This window comes from Novilysobacter selenitireducens (assembly GCF_020026895.1).
Taxonomy (GTDB): Bacteria; Pseudomonadota; Gammaproteobacteria; order Xanthomonadales; family Xanthomonadaceae; genus Lysobacter_C; species Lysobacter_C selenitireducens.
In genome coordinates this window covers 46,921-60,475 of record NZ_JAINZW010000002.1, presented here as the reverse complement: position 1 = coordinate 60,475, position 13,555 = coordinate 46,921, and the positions used below count along the sequence as shown (strand labels likewise).

At 70.7% G+C, this 13,555-nt stretch carries 16 protein-coding genes, 1 tRNA gene and 1 other RNA gene; 6 read left to right on the top strand and 12 right to left on the bottom strand.

Going from position 1 to position 13,555, the window contains the following annotated elements; translation table 11 throughout:
• Positions 1–13: 13 nt before the first annotated feature.
• Genes K6753_RS04075 through K6753_RS04060 form a run of 4 tightly spaced genes read left to right on the top strand, consistent with a single transcriptional unit; the run spans position 14 to position 4,431 of the window.
• Complete coding sequence (locus tag K6753_RS04075) at positions 14–967, top strand: AAA family ATPase (protein ID WP_223674913.1); 954 nt, start codon at positions 14–16, stop codon at positions 965–967.
• Positions 968–981: 14 nt separating this feature from the next.
• Entirely contained in the window at positions 982–1,962 is a 981-nt protein-coding gene (locus tag K6753_RS04070; protein WP_425492077.1) for a DUF58 domain-containing protein, read from the top strand.
• On the top strand, positions 1,955–3,952 hold the full coding sequence (locus tag K6753_RS04065) for a transglutaminase TgpA family protein (RefSeq protein WP_223674912.1): 1,998 nt from the start codon (positions 1,955–1,957) through the stop codon (positions 3,950–3,952). The genes K6753_RS04070 and K6753_RS04065 overlap by 8 nt, the downstream gene beginning before the upstream one ends.
• A complete protein-coding gene (locus K6753_RS04060) occupies positions 3,949–4,431 on the top strand; it encodes a Slp family lipoprotein (protein ID WP_223674911.1) in 483 nt (160 codons plus the stop codon). The genes K6753_RS04065 and K6753_RS04060 overlap by 4 nt, the downstream gene beginning before the upstream one ends.
• Positions 4,432–4,532: 101 nt before the next feature.
• Here the strand turns inward: K6753_RS04060 and K6753_RS04055 are convergent, their stop codons facing one another.
• The 4 genes from K6753_RS04055 to dnaX form a co-directional block, all read right to left on the bottom strand.
• A complete protein-coding gene (locus tag K6753_RS04055; protein WP_223674910.1) occupies positions 4,533–4,886 on the bottom strand; it encodes a histidine triad nucleotide-binding protein in 354 nt (117 codons plus the stop codon).
• 65 nt (positions 4,887–4,951) lie between these two features.
• Positions 4,952–5,545 carry a recombination mediator RecR gene (gene recR / locus K6753_RS04050; RefSeq protein ID WP_223674909.1) on the bottom strand — a complete coding sequence of 198 codons (594 nt, stop codon included), beginning with the start codon at positions 5,543–5,545 and terminating at the stop codon, positions 4,952–4,954.
• 3 nt (positions 5,546–5,548) lie between these two features.
• Complete coding sequence (locus tag K6753_RS04045; RefSeq protein WP_223674908.1) at positions 5,549–5,869, bottom strand: YbaB/EbfC family nucleoid-associated protein; 321 nt, start codon at positions 5,867–5,869, stop codon at positions 5,549–5,551.
• A gap of 43 nt (positions 5,870–5,912) precedes the next feature.
• Complete coding sequence (dnaX, locus tag K6753_RS04040; protein ID WP_223674907.1) at positions 5,913–7,736, bottom strand: DNA polymerase III subunit gamma/tau; 1,824 nt, start codon at positions 7,734–7,736, stop codon at positions 5,913–5,915.
• A gap of 226 nt (positions 7,737–7,962) precedes the next feature.
• On the opposite strand from dnaX, the gene K6753_RS04035 reads away from it, so the two are divergent.
• Positions 7,963–8,055 (top strand) — tRNA-Ser (locus K6753_RS04035).
• A 69-nt stretch (positions 8,056–8,124) separates the two neighbouring features.
• Positions 8,125–8,221, top strand: an RNA gene (gene ffs, locus K6753_RS04030) — signal recognition particle sRNA small type.
• 21 nt (positions 8,222–8,242) lie between these two features.
• On the opposite strand, the gene K6753_RS04025 is transcribed toward ffs, so the two are convergent.
• From K6753_RS04025 to K6753_RS03990, 8 genes are all read right to left on the bottom strand, one after another.
• A complete protein-coding gene (locus tag K6753_RS04025; RefSeq protein WP_223674906.1) occupies positions 8,243–9,247 on the bottom strand; it encodes a Vgb family protein in 1,005 nt (334 codons plus the stop codon).
• Positions 9,248–9,293: 46 nt separating this feature from the next.
• Entirely contained in the window at positions 9,294–9,719 is a 426-nt protein-coding gene (locus K6753_RS04020) for a molybdenum cofactor biosynthesis protein MoaE (protein ID WP_223674905.1), read from the bottom strand.
• A gap of 3 nt (positions 9,720–9,722) precedes the next feature.
• On the bottom strand, positions 9,723–9,968 hold the full coding sequence (locus tag K6753_RS04015) for a MoaD/ThiS family protein (RefSeq protein ID WP_223674904.1): 246 nt from the start codon (positions 9,966–9,968) through the stop codon (positions 9,723–9,725).
• Complete coding sequence (moaC, locus tag K6753_RS04010; RefSeq protein WP_223674903.1) at positions 9,965–10,462, bottom strand: cyclic pyranopterin monophosphate synthase MoaC; 498 nt, start codon at positions 10,460–10,462, stop codon at positions 9,965–9,967. The genes K6753_RS04015 and moaC overlap by 4 nt, the downstream gene beginning before the upstream one ends.
• Before the next feature lie 21 nt (positions 10,463–10,483).
• Positions 10,484–10,858, bottom strand: a complete 375-nt coding sequence (locus K6753_RS04005; RefSeq protein WP_223674902.1) for a nuclear transport factor 2 family protein — start codon at positions 10,856–10,858, stop codon at positions 10,484–10,486.
• A gap of 140 nt (positions 10,859–10,998) precedes the next feature.
• Complete coding sequence (moaA, locus tag K6753_RS04000; protein ID WP_223674901.1) at positions 10,999–12,036, bottom strand: GTP 3',8-cyclase MoaA; 1,038 nt, start codon at positions 12,034–12,036, stop codon at positions 10,999–11,001.
• A complete protein-coding gene (locus K6753_RS03995) occupies positions 12,033–12,791 on the bottom strand; it encodes an MBL fold metallo-hydrolase (protein ID WP_223674900.1) in 759 nt (252 codons plus the stop codon). The genes moaA and K6753_RS03995 overlap by 4 nt, the downstream gene beginning before the upstream one ends.
• On the bottom strand, positions 12,791–13,540 hold the full coding sequence (locus tag K6753_RS03990) for a 3-deoxy-D-manno-octulosonic acid kinase (RefSeq protein WP_223674899.1): 750 nt from the start codon (positions 13,538–13,540) through the stop codon (positions 12,791–12,793). Before K6753_RS03990 ends, K6753_RS03995 begins: the two co-directional genes overlap by 1 nt.
• Positions 13,541–13,555 lie beyond the last annotated feature (15 nt).

Here is a 13,555-nt window from a genome sequence, read left to right as displayed (position 1 = left end):
GGAGACCCACCCGATGGCGGCATCCCCTTCGACCGCGCGCATGCTACCCGACACGCTGCGGGCCGCCCTTGACGAGGCGCAGACGCAGGTCAATGCGCTGGTGCTGGGCAAGCCAATGGAGGTGCGCCTGGCGTTCGTCGCGTTGCTGTCGGACGGCCACCTGCTGATCGAAGACCTGCCGGGCCTGGGCAAGACCACGCTCGCGCACGCACTGGCTGCCACGCTCGGGCTGGACTTCCAGCGCGTGCAGTTCACGTCCGACCTGCTGCCCGCCGACGTGCTGGGCGTGTCGGTGTTCGAACCGCAATCGCGACGCTTCGACTTCCACGAAGGCCCGGTGTTCACCCAGGTGCTGCTGGCCGACGAGATCAACCGCGCGCCGCCGCGCACGCAGAGCGCGCTGCTTGAAGCCATGGCCGAACACCAGGTCACCGTCGACGGCATCACCCACGCCCTGCCCGACCCGTTCTTCGTCATCGCCACGCAGAACCCGGTCGACCTCTCGGGCACCTACCCGCTGCCGGATTCGCAGCTGGATCGCTTCCTGCTTCGCCTGGCGCTCGGCTATCCGGGCGAACAGGCCGAGCGCGACCTGCTGGCCGGCAGCGACCGCCGCGCGATGATCGCCTCGACCATGCCCCTGCTCGACGTCGAACAGGTACGCGAAGCGCGGCGTGCAGTGCAGGCCATCCATGCCAGCGACGCACTGATCGCCTACGTGCAGGCGCTGCTGGCGCGCAGCCGCAAGCACGCCGGCGTGCGCGTGGGCCTCTCGCCACGGGCCGGGCTGGCGCTGCTGCGTGCCGCACGTGCGCATGCGTTGTTGCTGGGTCGCGGCCATGTCGTGCCCGAAGACGTCCAGACGCTGTTTGGCGCCGTCGCCGCGCACCGGCTGGTGGCCGATGCCGATGCCGGCAGCGATGCGGCGCTGGCCAAGGCGATCCTGCACGCGGTGCCCGTGGATTGAGCACCATGCGGTCGATGCGCGATGCGCTGGCGGCGCCGTTGGCCGCACTGCGCGGCCGGATGCTGGCGTGGGCGCGGCCGCGCCAACCCGAACCCTTGCCCGTGCGGTTCGACCGCCGCCGCGTGTATGTCCTGCCCACGCGGTTCGGCCTGTTCTACGGCGTGTTGCTGGCAGCGATGCTGCTGGGCGCCCTGAACTACAACAACAATCCCGCCCTGCTGCTCGGCCTGCTGCTGGCCGGCGCCGGGCTAGCGAGCCTGATCGCCGCCCAGCTGCAGTTGAGTGGACTGGAGATCAGCGCCGTCGATGCAGAACCGGTGCCGGCCGGTCATCCGATGACCTTGCGCGTACACGCGCGTGCAGCGAGCGATCGCAGCCGCCGCGGACTCGGCGTCGCATGGGGCCACGGCGCGAACGATGCCGACGCCGCCCGCCTGCACCTGTCGGCCGGGCACGGCGAAACCGAACTCGTCCTTCGCACCACGCGCCGCGGGTGGTTGGACCTGCCGCGCCTGCAGGTGTGGACCACCCGCCCGCTGGGGCTGGCGCGTGCGTGGGGCTATGTCTGGCCGGAGTCGCCCGTGCTGGTCTATCCGCGGCCCGAAGCCTCCGGCCCGCCACTGCCGGCCGGTCGCGGCGAACAGGTGCAGGCGCGCCTGCACCCCAGCGGCGATGAATTGCACCACCTGCGCAGTTACCGCCCGGGCGACAGCCGTCGTGCAATCGCATGGAAGCCCTCGGCCAGGCGCGACACGTTGCTGGTGCGCGAGTACGAACAGCCCCAAGGGGCGGATGTCGTGTTGGACTGGCGCGAATTGCGCGGGCTGGCGCACGAAGACCGCATCGCCCGGCTGGCGCGTTGGGTCGACGAGGCCGAGCGCGATGGCCGTCGCTTCCGGTTGTGGCTGCCGACGCAACCGGTGCTGGGGCCGGACCACGGACCGGCGCACCGGCATGCCTGCCTGCGCGCACTGGCGCTGATGCCGCATGGCTGACGCGGGCTCACCCTTGATGCTCGATGCGCCGACGCGGCGCGGCGTGCTCGCGGCGGCTGCCACGGGCCTGCTGCCGCTGCTGCTGCAACTGCCGCCGACCATCGGCATGACGATCGCCGCCGCGGCCGTCGTCGTGACCGCGCTGTCGTGGCGCAAACCGTTGCCGGCGCCGCTGCGCCTGCTGCTGACGCTGGCATTGCTGGCCATCGTCCTCAACCTGACGGGCTTCTCGGTCGGGCGCGACAGCGGCTGCGCGCTGTTGGCGGCGATGCTCGCGGCCAAGCCGTCGGAAACCTTCAACCTGCGCGATGCGCGGAGCCTGCTCGGGTTCGCCCTGTTCGCGCCGTTCGCGACCTTCCTGCTCGACCAGGGGCCGGTCGCACTCGCCCTGGGACTGCTGGCCGCGATCGCCGTGCTGCTGGCGCTGCTGCGCCTGGCGGATCTCGAGTCCGGCGACATCGCGTACCGGCCCCGGATTCGCGACCGCTTGGTGGCGATCGGGCGGCTGATGGCGATCGGGCTGCCACTGGCACTGGCCGCATTCTGGCTGTTCCCGCGGCTGGGGACGCCACTGTGGGGCGTGCCGGAACGCGCGTTGTCGCGCCCGGGCCTGTCGGACACGATGCGCCCGGGCGAATGGGTCGACCTGATGAGCGACGACTCGCCGGCGCTGCGGGTGCAGTTCTTTGGCGATACCCCGCCCACGCAGCAGATGTACTGGCGCGGGCCGGTGCTGTGGAACTTCGACGGCCGCGAGTGGACGCAGCCGGGCTGGTTCCGCGCGCTGCCGGCCGCGCCGATGGAACCGGGCGACGTGCGCTGGGACTACCGCATCGAACTGGAGGCCACCGACCAGCGCCAACTGGTCGCGCTCGACCTGCCGCTGGCCGCCCCGGAAGGCGCGCGCCTGTCGCTGGACCACGGCCTGCACGTGCGCCGCCCGCTCACCTCGCTGAGCCGTTGGCGCATCCAGTCCGCGCCGCCGCGCCGCTATGAACCCGAACTGCGCCGCACCCTGCGCAGCGCGGCGCTGGCGCTGCCCGACGGCTTCAATCCGCGCACCGTGGCGCTGGCCCGGCAATGGCGCCGCGAGGCGGGCAACGACGACGTGGCCATCGTCACGCGCGCGATGGATTGGATCCGCAGCGATTTCGCCTACACCCTCGGCACGCCGCTGTTGGGCCGGCACTCGGTCGACGAGTTCCTGTTCGACGAGCAGGCCGGCTTCTGCGAGCACTTCAGCTCGTCGTTCGTGGTGCTGATGCGCGCTGCCGGCATCCCGGCGCGCGTGGTCACCGGTTACACCGGCGGCTACTACAACCGCTTCGGCGACTACTGGATCGTGCGTCGGCTCGACGCGCACGCATGGGCCGAAGTGTGGCTGGAGGGCCGCGGCTGGGTGCGCGCCGACCCGACCGCCGCGGTCGCACCCGAACGCATCTACGACACCATCGAAGACCGTGCAGGTGTCGGTGGCGGCCTGTTCGGTGATGCCGGCGGCCTGTCGCCCATGCTCGACATGACCGACTGGCTGCGCCGCGGCTGGAACGACTTCGTCCTGGGTTTCGACGCCAGCCGCCAGCGCCAGTTGTTCCGGCCGCTGGGCCTGGGCGACATGGACGGTGCCCGGCTCGCCGCGCTGTTTTCGCTGGTCGCCGCGTTGGCCCTGTTGTGGATGGCATGGCTGAGCCGCAAGGGTGAGCGCGAACCCGATCCCGTCCTGCGCGCGTGGCGCGCGCTCGGGCAACGCTATGTCCGGCTGGGACTTGAGCCGATGCCGCACGAGACGGCCCGCGACTGGGCCGCGCGGGTTGGTCGGGCGCAACCGCATCTCGCCGCCGAGCTGAACGCGCTCAGCGAAGATTTCAGCGATTGGCGCTACGCTGCCCCTACCCCGGGGCACGATGCCGTCCGCGACCTGGTGCGCCGGCTGCGCGCGCATCGGCCGACAGGCCCTCGACCCGCCCGCAACCCTGGAGAACGCCGATGAGACTCCCGCTGACCGCGCTCGCCGCCGCCGCGTTGCTGGCTGCCTGCGCCTCGCAACCGAAGCCGCTGCAGGGGGAATTCCTCCCGATCACCCCGCACGAGGCCGCCGAGTCCGACCGGACCGGCGCCGTGGTGCGCTGGGGCGGCCGCATCGTGCAGGTCGAACCGCAACCCAACAGCACGTGCTTCGAGATGATCGCCACGGGCCTGTCCGTCACCGGTCGTCCGTACTGGGCCAGCGACGACACCGGCGGCCGCTTCATCGCCTGCCGCACCGGGTTCTACGACCCCGCGGTGTTCGAGAAGAACCGGGAAGTGACGTTTACCGGCCGCATCGGCGGTTACGAGACCCGTAAGATCGGCGGCTACGACTACCGCTTCCCGCGCGTGGACGCCGATGTCGTCTACCTGTGGCCGGTGCGCGAGTACGTGGACGTAGTGACCTATCCGCCGCCGTGGCCGTGGTGGGGCTGGTGGTAAGGCGCCCTTAGGGACTTCTCCATGTAGGAGCGACGTCAGTCGCGACCTTCCCGGGCACGGGAACTGCGTCGCGACAGGTGTCGCTCCTACAAAGGAACCGGCTATTTCTCGCGCGTGCCGAACCGGCCGAGCGGTGCACCTGCCAACAGATGCAGGTGGATCTGGAAGACGGTCTGCCCGCCGTGGTCGTTGCAGTTCATCACCACCCGGTAGCCGTCCTCGGCGAACCCTTCGCGCTTGGCGTACTCCGCCGCGGCATGCGCCAGCCGGCCGACGATGGCGGCTTGGTCCGGCTGCAGGTCGTTGAGGGTCGCGATGGGGGTCTTGGGCACGAACAGCACATGCACCGGCGCCTGCGGGGCGATGTCGCGGAAGGCGATCAGGTGTTCGTCCTCGAAGACGATGTCCGCCGGGATCTCGCGGCGGATGATCCGGTCGAAGATGGTGTCGCTCATCGCGGGCTCCTTGCGTGGGTCGCGCAGCACATCGTGCGCGGGGATGGGGCGGCCGACGCTACCACTCAACCCGGCATTTCGCTCCGGCTACCGAAGGCATGCGACAGAGTGCCGCGGTCGACGTATTCCAGCTCGCCGCCCAGAGGCACGCCGTGCGTGGGCCGGCTGGGCCGCACGCCGTGCTTGCGCGCCAGTTGCGCCAGGTAGTGCGCCGTCGCCTCGCCTTCCACGGTGGGGTTGGTGGCGATGATCAACTCCTGCACCTCGCCCTCGGCCAGGCGCTCGGCGAGGCGGTCCAGCCCGAGTTCGCGCGGACCGATGCCGTCGAGTGGACTCAACCGGCCCTGCAGGACGAAATAGAGCCCCCGGTAGCCGGTCGCCTGCTCGATCGCCAGGCGGTCGGCGGGCGATTCCACTGCGCACAGCTGGTGCACGTCGCGCGATGCGCTGGCGCATGTTGCGCAGACCCCGGTTTCACTGAAGTCGCGGCAGCGCTCGCAATTCCCGATGCGCTCCACGGCCGAGGCCAGCGCCTCCGACAGGCGACGCCCGCCCGCGCGCTCGCGCTCGAGCACGTGGTAGGCCATGCGCTGCGCGGACTTCTGCCCGACGCCGGGCAGGATGCGGAACGCATCGATCAGTTGTTCGAGAAGCGACATGCCTCAGAACGGCAGCTTCATCCCCGGCGGCAGCTGCATGCCGGCGGTGGCCGAACCCATGCGCTCCTGCGCGGCGGCGTTGGCCTTGTTGACCGCGTCGTTGAAAGCCGCAGCCACCAGGTCCTCGGCCATCTCCGGGTCCGACAGGACGCTGGGGTCGATGCGCACCTTGCGGCACTCCATGCGGCCACTCAGGGTGACGTTGACCATGCCGCCGCCGGCGTTGCCGGTGACTTCGAGCTGGGCCAGCTGCTCCTGCGCGCGCTGCATGTTTTCCTGCATCTTCTGCGCTTGCTGCATGAGTTGGGCGATGTTTCCGCGCATGGCGTGGGTTCCTTCGATGTGGGGTGTTGGGGCGCGACGGCGCTCAGGTGCCGTCGAACGGTCGGATCGAATCAGGGACGATACGGGCGCCGTGCTGGGCGATCAGTCGCTGCACGTCGGGGTCGGCCATGAAGGCGGCTTCGGCCTCGTTCTGGCGTTCGTCGCGCACGCGCTCCTTACGCTCGCGCACGGACTCGACCGGCTCGGCCGCCGACTCGAAACGGATCTGGGGGCTGCCGCCCAGGGCGCTGGCCAGTGCATCGCCCAGCATTCGCACCGACGGACCGGTGCGGAGGTGTTCGTCGGACGCCGGCAGGCTCAGGCGCACGACGCCGTCCTCGAAGCCCAGGAAACCGGCGTGTTCGGCCAGGAGCTTCGCCGGCCCCTTGAGCGCTCCGCTGTCGAGCAGGGCGTGCCAGTCGTCGATACCGGACAGCTGGCCTGCTGCGGCGGCGGCAACGTCCGCCGGGGCGGGTCGCACGGCGGCGCCTGATTCGGGACTCGGCGGTGACGGCGGTGCACTCGGGACGGCTACCGGGGGCAACCCGGTCCCGGTGCGCGGGCGATCCGCCTCGACAGCGACGTGGGACGGCGGCGCGACTTCGATAGCTGCCGGCATGACAGCGCGGTCCACGTCGGGCCGATTACGTGCTGCGGCGGGTTCCTCCGATGCGGGTGCCGCGTCCATTCCCGACGGTGCAGCAGCGGCAACGGCCTGCGCCGCCTGACCCGCGCCCTGCGCCGCCTCGGGCACACGGGCGACGTCACCACTGCCTGCAGGACGGAACGCCAGCATGCGAAGCACGCACATCTCGAACCCGGCCCGCGCGCTCGGCGCCAGCGGCAGGTCACGGCGCCCGTGCAGCGCCATCTGGTACCAGAGCTGCACCACTTCCGGCCGCAGCTGCGAGGCCAGCGACTCGACATCGACGCCCTCGCCTTCCGTCGCCGCGCCCGGCACCAGCTGGCGCACCTGCACGCGATGCAACGCCTCGCCCAGCGCGTCCAGCACGCTGGCCCAGTCCGGCGAGAACTCCGCCAGCGCGGCAACCTCATCCAGCAGTGCGGCGCCATCGCCGGCGCACAGCGCCTGCAGCAGCGCGCCAACGCGGGTGCGGTCGACGGTGCCCAGCATCGTCGCCACCGACGCATCCGACAGCGCGCTGCCGGCGGCGCTTGCACCGCTATACGCGATCGCCTGGTCCAGCAGCGAAAGCCCGTCGCGCAGGCTGCCGTCGGCGGCGCGGCTGAGCTGGCGCACCGCGCCCGGCTCGGCGGCGATGCCCTCGGCCTCCAGGATCTTCGTGATCTGGCCGGAGATCTGTTCCTCGTCCAGCCGCTTGAGGTTGAACTGCAGGCAGCGCGACAGCACGGTGACCGGCAGCTTCTGCGGGTCGGTGGTCGCCAGCAAGAACTTCACGTGCCCCGGCGGCTCTTCCAGCGTCTTGAGCAGCGCGTTGAACGCCGCCTTCGACAGCATGTGCACCTCGTCGATCAGGTACACCTTCATGCGGCCGCGGCCGGGCATGTACTGCGCGTTCTCGATCACCTCGCGCACGTCGTCGACGCCGGTGTTGCTGGCCGCGTCGATCTCAAGCAGGTCCATGAAGCGACCGGCGTCGATGTCGCGACAGGCGCCGCACTCGCCGCACGGCTCGGCCGACGTGCCCTGCTCGCAATTGAGCGACTTGGCGAAGATGCGCGCGATCGTGGTCTTGCCGACCCCGCGGGTGCCGGTGAACAGGAAGGCGTGGTGCAGCCGGCCGCTGTCGAGCGCGTTGGTCAGCGCGCGCACCACGTGCTCCTGGCCGACCAATTCGGCGAAGCGCCGGGGGCGCCATTTCCGTGCAAGGACGAGGTAGGACATCGGACCCTTCAGTCGAGCGGGACGCGCCGACGGACATGGTTCGCGCGCTTGCGCGGACGCCCCGTCGGCAGACCGGCATTGTGCCACGTCACCCGCGACGATCCGGCCTGACCACGGCCCTTCCCGGACGGCACCCGCGGCGATTCAGCCGCCCGCCTTGTGGCCGGGGGCGCCGACGACTAGACTTTGCGCCCCGCAGGCGTGCCCATGGCGCGTCCCGCGGTCCGGAGAGGTGTCCGAGTGGTTGAAGGAGCACGCCTGGAAAGTGTGTAAGCGTCTAAACCGCGCTTCGGGGGTTCGAATCCCCCTCTCTCCGCCAGTTTCCCGCGACGTGGTCCACACGCCACCGTCGCAGTGCGATCAAGCATCGCGCCGTCCTATGGTGGCCCCGTCGGCCCCTCGCGACGCTAGGTCGAAAACCCCGCCAGGGCCGGAAGGCAGCAACGGTATCGATCGACGCGGGTGCCGAGGCCAGCCGGCGGGGTCGCCACCTTTTCGGGCACCGCCTACGGCACGATCGCCAGCGCATCGGGTTCGCGGCCGGTGGGCCAATGGTCGACGACGGTCCACGTCGCCGTGTCGATGACCGCGATTTCGTCCGCGCCACTGATGGCCACGTAGACGCGGGGCTTCGCCGGGTCGGCCACGACGCCGATCGGCAGCGCGGCGCGGCCCAGCAGGGTGTCGCGGTAGGCCACGCCCTCGCGCGCCAATCGCACTTCGGCCACGCGCTCGCGTGTCTCCACATCGAATACCCCCAGGGTCGCGGCGCGCGCGTTCGTCACCAGTGCGTGGCGGCCGTCTGGCGTGAATACCACGCGGATCGGAAAGCCGTCGCTCTCCAGCGTATGGCGCAGCGCCAGCGTGTCGGCGTCGTGCACGGTGACGGTGTCGGCCTCGCGGTTGCCGACCCAGACGTCGCCACTCGCCGGATGCACCGCCAGGCCCTCCGCGCCGGCGCCGCTTTCGACCACGTGCGTGACCTCGCCCGTGGCCACGTCCACGCGACTGACGGTGCCATCGGCGATCTTGCTGACGTAGGCCACCCCGCCATCGGCCGACACCTCGACCATGTGGCCGTTGCCGTCGCCGACCTCGATGGCCGATTCGACCATGCCCCTGGCGACGTCCAGCACCAGCAGGCTGCCGGTGGCCTCTGCCGTCACCACGGCGCGCCCGTCGGGCAGCCAGCGGATGCCGTGCGGGCGGGCGTGGCCGTCCAGCCGGATGCGCGTTGCGACCTTGCCGGTTTCAAGGTCCAGCACCCCGACGCTGCGGCCAGGCTCCGTGCCGCCGTAATGCGTGACCAGCGCGCGGCGGCCGTCGGGCGACACCACGATCTCGTGCGGTGCCGGCCCGGAGGGGAAGGCGCCCACGCGCTCGCCGCTGTCGAGCGACAGCCGCCACACGGTATCGGCGGCCTTGTTGCCCACCAGCAGGTCGGCTGAGAGGGCTGGACACGTAAATCCGGACGCGACCAGCAGTATCAACGCGGGAATGGACCTGGGCATGGCGATCTCCTCGTGTTGGCGGCGTTTGCGGAGCGATGGGCGCGGGTCAGCGGTCGGGTGCAGGGTGCAACCAGCCGGCGTCGCCGTCGCAGTAGCGTTCGTGCTTCCAGATCGGCACGCGCGCCTTGACCTCGTCGATCACGAAGCGACAGGCCGCGAATGCAGCATCGCGATGCGCGGCGGTGACGCCGACCCAGACCGCCAACTCGCCGATGGCGAGATCACCGACGCGGTGCACGCAGTGGGTATCGATGATGTCGAACCGCGCCATCGCCTCGTCCAGCACGCGGCGGCCCTCAGCCAGCGCGAGGGCCTCATGCGCCTCGTAGCGCAAGCCGCCCACGTCGCGGCCTTCGTTGTGGTTTCGCACCCACCCTTCGAAGCTGGCGTAGCCGCCGACGCGCTCGTCCAGCAGGTCGGACCGCAAGGTCGCGGTGTCGAATGGCGTCTTGGATAACCGGAATTCGGGCATCGCTCAGCCCCCCGACACCGGCGGGATGAACGCGATCTCCGCGCCCTCGCTCAGCGGGGTCGACCAGTCCACGAAGGCATCACCCATCGAGACGCGCAGGCGCTCGCGTGGCAGCGCGAAGCCATGACGCTCGCGCAATTGCCGGTAGAGCCCGAGGAGGTCGGTGGCGTCGGTGTCGACCTCCTCGCGGCCGCACCCCGCGGCATCGCGCAGGCTCGCGAAATACAGCACGGCGACGCGGACGCTCACGGCGCCTCCCCGACGTCATGCCGGCCACCGCGCTTGGCCAGCAGCCGCGCGGGGCCCAGCACGATGTCGTGCGACAGCGCCTTGCACATGTCGTAGACCGTCAACGCCGCGACGGTCGCGCCAGTCAGCGCCTCCATCTCGACCCCGGTGCGGTGCGTGGTGCGGACGCTGCACTCGATCCGCAACGCGTCCTCGCCGTCCCAGTCGATCGCGAGGCGGCAGCCGTCGATCGGAAGCGGATGGCAGAACGGGATCAGCTCATGCGTGCGCTTGACCGCCATGGTCCCGGCGATCACCGCGGTATCGACGATGCCGCCCTTGGCGCTGCGCAGCCCGCTTTCGCGCAACCGGGCGGCCACCTCGGACGGGAATGCAACGCGGCATTCGGCCCGCGCCTCGCGCGCGGTGACGGCCTTGCCGGAGACATCGACCATGGCGGGACGGCCGTGCTCGTCGAGGTGGGTCAGGCCGGAGCTGGATGGACTGGTTGGCATGCGGGCGACCGTGAAGCGGAGTCAGATGGTATCGCCATCGGGCAGACGCGTTCCCTGGTGGAACACCATGCGCCAGCCCGTCGGCTCCCGGCGCCAGAGCGAAGCCCGCATCGAGGCGGTGCGGAGCCCGTTCCGGACAACGGTGGCGCGATACGTCACCACCACGACGCCATCGGCTACCGGTCGTTCGGTGAACCCCGTGCCTTCGAGTGCCACCGATCCTGTCTCCTGGGGCAACCGGTCCAGGACAGCGGCCTTGCCGAAGGAGACGCCGGTGGATGCGATTTCCATGAAGTCATCGGCGAGCAATGCGTCCAGTGCTTCGCGGGACGCACGGACGGCATCGGTCAGCAATGCCTGTTCGCGTTCGATAGGTGACGTGGGGAGGTTGTTCATGGTGATCCGGGTTGCTCGTGTTCAGTCGCAGCCCATCTTTAGTGCACGCGTGATGCCGGCCTGGCTGCAGGGGATGAGTTCAAGAGCCAGTAGCCAGGGCACAGATGCGCCATTTGACATCCACACGAGCAGCAGACGCCTCACCCACCGACCAGGAACATCTCCACGTGCCGGCGCGACGCCGCTGGCGAGCCGCGTTCCTCGCTGTAGCGGTCCGCTCGGCGATGCCAGATGTCGGCAACGTGCCCGGCCACCGCGGTATCGCCAGCCGCCAGCAACGGCCGCAACGGCTGGCCGCCGGCGGCAAACAGGCAGGTGTAGAGCGTGCCGTCGGCCGAGACCCGGGCGCGATGGCAGTCGCCGCAGAACGGCGCGGTGACGGAGCTGACGAAGCCGACCTCGCCCACCCCGTCGACGAAGGCATAGCGCTCGGCTACCTCGCCCCGGTAATGCGGCTGCAGCGGACGCAACGGCCAGCGCGCGTGAATCGAGTCGCGCAGCTCGGCCGACGGCACCACGCGCTCGCGCCGCCAGCCGTTGCAGGTGCCCACGTCCATGTACTCGATGAAGCGCGGGACGTGCCCCTGCTCGCGTGCGAATGCCACCAGCGGCAACACCTGGCTTTCGTTGACGCCCCGCTGCACGACGCAGTTGAGCTTGATCGGGCCGAAGCCGGCGTCGACCGCGGCGTCGATGCCGCGCAGCACGTCATCCAGCCGCCCGCGCCCACCAGACAGCGACGCAAACAGGGCCGGGTCCAGTGCATCCAGGCTGACCGTGATCCGCCGGAGCCCCGCGTCGCGCAGCGCGCGCGCCTGCCCGGCGAGCAGGCTGCCGTTGGTCGTGAGGGCGATGTCGTCCAGGCCGGGTACCGCTGCCAGCCGCTCGATCAGCCGTGGCAGGTGGCGCCGCAGCAACGGCTCGCCGCCGGTGATGCGCAGTTTGTTCATGCCCAGCCGGGCGAATCCGCGCACCAGCGTCTCGATTTCGTCGAACGAGAGGCGCGAGGCCGCGTCCAGTCCGTGGTCGTCGCCGACCTGGTCGGCGGGCATGCAGTACGGGCAACGGAAATTGCATGCCTCGATCACCGACAGCCGCAGGTCGCGCAGCGGACGGCCGAGGCGGTCCCGCGGCCCTTCGGTGGCGGCGGGAGCGTCGATGGGGCGAGGCACGTTCATACCGGATCGGACCGTCGCGCGGTCGGCTCGTTCAATGCGAGCGTCTCGCCCGACTCCGCCACCCGGTACCCGCGTTCGGCCAGGGCGCGACCGTCGGCGGCGCTGGCGTAGTGGTAGAGCACGCACCGGTCCAGCAGCTCGCGCGGGTACTCACGCTCCAGGTCGTCGATGCCGCTGTGCGACGGATTGCCGACCAGGCCGCAGTCGTGCGCGATGAGCTCGCCGTCGTCGGCGAAGCGCGCCAGCATCTCCGGAATCGGCCGGGTGTCGCCCGTCCACACCACGCTGCCGCGCAGGCGCAGGCCGAACGCCGTCTCCGGCCAGTGGTGGCGCGTCGGGAACACTTCCAGCCGCACCCCGTCGTGCCAGAAGGCCTCGCCCACCGGGATCACCTGGAACGCGTCCCAGAAGTTGGCGCCGCCCTCGGCCAGCACGTTGGGGTAGTCGCCGACGCGCTTGTGAAGCAGCGGCACCAGCGGCGCGGGCACGTAGATGCGCGTGCGGCCGCGACGGGCCGTATCGAAATAGCTCTCCACGAACAGCCGCTCGAAACCGGCGACGTGGTCCATGTGCGTGTGGGTGACGAACAGCGCACGCGGCGGTTCGCCGTAGTGCGCCAGGTAGCCGGTGAGGCCCTCGCCGCCGCAATCGATGGTCAGCCACGGCGCGCCGTCGCGTTCGATCGTCGCCATCGCCGAACCCAGCTCGACCGCCGAGGCACTGCCGACACCCTGCAGGCGCAACTGCCAGGCCATCAGTAGCCCCGCTGCCAGATGCGGTCGTAGGCGCCGCGGAGACGGGCGAAGTCGCGCTCGACCGCATCGACCGGCCGGTTGCCGCGTAGTTTCAGCACCGAACGCCTCAGGCGTGCCAGGTTGCGCTCGCGCCAACCGGTGGCAGGGATGCGCAGCTCGCCACGGTCCAGGTCGATCACCCAGCCCTGCCCTGCCGCGTTGAACAGCAGGTTGTGGGCGTTGAGGTCGGCATGGTCCAGCCCGGCGCGGTGGCTGCGCGCGATCAAGCGCCCAGCTTCCTCCCACGGCGCCCCGTCGCCTGCCACGCCGGCGCGGTCGGCCAGCGAGCGCACGTTCTCAAGGCGCTCCAGCAGGATCGCGGCCTGGTAGCGCAGGCCGACACGCCGGTAGTAGGCAGCGATCGGGCGAGGCACCGGCACGCCCTTCTCCGCGACCGCGCGCAGCAGGCGGAATTCGGCAAACGAGCGCGTGCGGTTGCTGCCACGCCACAGGTAGCGGTCGCGATTCACCTGTGCCACGAGCCCGCCCCGCAGGTAGCGGCGCAGCACGGCGGGGCCGAACGGCGTCTCGACGAACCAGGCGCCACCGCGCCCGCCGCTTTCCACCGGACGGGCACGGTCGCCCCAGAACGCGGGCGAGAACCAGTCGGCGCTGGCTTGCCGCACCCGCGTCAGGTCGAACAGAATCGCGCCGTACCCGCTGTCATCGCGGAACGGCGTCAAGCCTTCTGTCGCGTCATACCCCGTCATCGCCCGGAGTCTAGC

Coding starts and splice junctions, on each gene's coding strand:
- moaA (WP_223674901.1), bottom strand. CDS start 12,036: ATGAACGTGCCTCGCCCCATCGACGCTCCCGCCGCCACCGAAGGGCCG.
- K6753_RS04005 (WP_223674902.1), bottom strand. CDS start 10,858: ATGAACAACCTCCCCACGTCACCTATCGAACGCGAACAGGCATTGCTG.
- dnaX (WP_223674907.1), bottom strand. CDS start 7,736: ATGTCCTACCTCGTCCTTGCACGGAAATGGCGCCCCCGGCGCTTCGCC.
- K6753_RS04045 (WP_223674908.1), bottom strand. CDS start 5,869: ATGCGCGGAAACATCGCCCAACTCATGCAGCAAGCGCAGAAGATGCAG.
- K6753_RS04065 (WP_223674912.1), top strand. CDS start 1,955: ATGGCTGACGCGGGCTCACCCTTGATGCTCGATGCGCCGACGCGGCGC.
- K6753_RS04025 (WP_223674906.1), bottom strand. CDS start 9,247: ATGCCCAGGTCCATTCCCGCGTTGATACTGCTGGTCGCGTCCGGATTT.
- K6753_RS03995 (WP_223674900.1), bottom strand. CDS start 12,791: ATGGCCTGGCAGTTGCGCCTGCAGGGTGTCGGCAGTGCCTCGGCGGTC.
- K6753_RS04070 (WP_425492077.1), top strand. CDS start 982: ATGCGCGATGCGCTGGCGGCGCCGTTGGCCGCACTGCGCGGCCGGATG.
- K6753_RS04060 (WP_223674911.1), top strand. CDS start 3,949: ATGAGACTCCCGCTGACCGCGCTCGCCGCCGCCGCGTTGCTGGCTGCC.
- moaC (WP_223674903.1), bottom strand. CDS start 10,462: ATGCCAACCAGTCCATCCAGCTCCGGCCTGACCCACCTCGACGAGCAC.
- K6753_RS04055 (WP_223674910.1), bottom strand. CDS start 4,886: ATGAGCGACACCATCTTCGACCGGATCATCCGCCGCGAGATCCCGGCG.
- K6753_RS04075 (WP_223674913.1), top strand. CDS start 14: ATGGCGGCATCCCCTTCGACCGCGCGCATGCTACCCGACACGCTGCGG.
- recR (WP_223674909.1), bottom strand. CDS start 5,545: ATGTCGCTTCTCGAACAACTGATCGATGCGTTCCGCATCCTGCCCGGC.
- K6753_RS03990 (WP_223674899.1), bottom strand. CDS start 13,540: ATGACGGGGTATGACGCGACAGAAGGCTTGACGCCGTTCCGCGATGAC.
- K6753_RS04020 (WP_223674905.1), bottom strand. CDS start 9,719: ATGCCCGAATTCCGGTTATCCAAGACGCCATTCGACACCGCGACCTTG.